Origin of the sequence: Brachyspira catarrhinii (genome assembly GCF_005518285.1) — a bacterium.
Lineage (GTDB): Bacteria > Spirochaetota > Brachyspiria > Brachyspirales > Brachyspiraceae > Brachyspira > Brachyspira catarrhinii.
Window position 1 is genome coordinate 1 of record NZ_SJDU01000415.1, and the last position, 1,857, is coordinate 1,857.

At 33.0% G+C, this 1,857-nt stretch carries 1 pseudogene; it reads right to left on the minus strand.

What is annotated here, in order from left to right:
- Positions 1-254: 254 nt before the first annotated feature.
- A pseudogene (locus EZH24_RS11060) lies at positions 255-1,823 on the minus strand (tetratricopeptide repeat protein); the annotation flags it as partial.
- Between the last annotated feature and the right edge of the window lie 34 nt (positions 1,824-1,857).

The window sequence follows — 1,857 nt, forward strand, 5'->3', positions numbered from 1 at the left end:
TGTTTTCTCCGCCATTTTCTAATTTATCCTTTTTTACTTAAATCGTCATTGCGAGCATTTCCAATGCAAAGCAATCCACACAGAATAGATTACTTCGGGCGTTACCCTCGTAATGACAATTTTTATTATTTAATCTATTTATATAATAACAAACTTTCAAAAAAAGTCAACTACTTTTTTATATGTTTAATATCGGATTATAAAGTTGTAAATTTTAATAAGCCAATATAAAATTTAATAATACGATTTAATTTTTATCTCGGCGTAGAACCCAAATATTGCATTATCTGAACTCTTCTGCTTTCCACATCCTGATACAAATTCGCCACAACTTGATTTGTCGAAGCCATCGGAGACATTCTACTTCTAAAATCATTATAAATATTCAAAGCTTCTACGACTTTATTTTGCTCGATATAAATATGTCCGATTGCGTATAAAGCGAAAGCTCCATTCTGACTTAATTCGTTCGTATATTTTGAATATATATCCGTTGCCTCGTTATATCTTTTTTGATTAAGATAAATATTAGCCAAATCGAATTCCAAAGACGATTTATCTTCTCTATTCAAATTAGGAATTCTCAAAGTTTCGTTTAATATATTTACCGAAGAAGTTATATCTCCCATATTCGCATACAAAATAGCCAAATCTTTATTAACCGAAAATATTTGCTCCGAATTTTTAGCTCGATTTTTAGCTTCGTTTTTCGCCCATATAGTCTCTTCGATATCCTGCCTATTCTGATAAACATAATTTGCATAAGCGCTATAACTTTCAAAACTATTTTCAATCGTAGCCTGCTCTTTCATAGCCTCGACTTGACTTTTTGGAGTTTTTAATTGCGCTTCGATTCTCTGAGTGAATTGTCTTATCTGCTGATAGGTTTGATTCTGTTCTCTTGCAGTATCTCCTATATCTCGTCCTCTGTGAAAAGTTCTTTCCGCTTTATCCAAAACTTCTTTCGCTTTATTCAAATATTCCGCTTCTCTTTCGTAAGGCGTTTCTTTTGCGCGAGCCAAATATTCGTAAGATGCCGCCAAATTAAAATACGCGGGATAAATAAGTTTTTCAAGTTTTATAAGCTCTTCATACATTATCGCCGCTCTTTCGTAATTTCCGTCAACAATCGCCTGATTTCCAACGGCAAAATAAACATTCGACATATCGAAACCTATTTTAAGCATTTTATCTTCTTCTTCTCTTTTTAATTTTTTCAATTCTTCTATTTTTTCGTTAGCTTCGTTTTTGGTTATTCCGTTTCTCGCTTCGTCTCTATTTCCCATATATTCCAAAAGTTTATTATAGGTTTTTATTTTTCTATTATACATATCTATTTTTGCGAGCGAATAAGAACTTATAAATATTTCTCTCGTCAAAAAATCGTAATGCGAAATCTCTTCGTCCGTTCCTTGCATAACATAAGTATTCCAATAATCTTCTTCCGTTTTTAATTCTGGGAAAGGAAGCTCATACATCTTTACGAATTCTATCTCTTCGTTTCCGTTATATATATTTTTTCTCTGAATCGATATTAAACCTTCGTCAAGCAAAGCGTTAATATCCGAAGCGATTTTTGAATCTTCGTAATCTCTTTTCAAATGCTCTTTCGCAATCTCTTTATAATCGTTAATTGTAAGCACTTTAAAGAATTCCAATTCGTCAACCAAAGCGTATTTTATAGGCTGAACTTTAAAAACGAGTCCGTAAGCCTTAAAATAATAATCTCCGAGCCTCTGAAGTCCGTCTCTTCTCCAAGCCATGTAATAAGGGCGTCCCGCGTCAATAAAATCTTTATCAACCGCGTCGCTTATATCCCCGAGTTCTCCCGTAGCTATAAATATTCTCATAAATTAT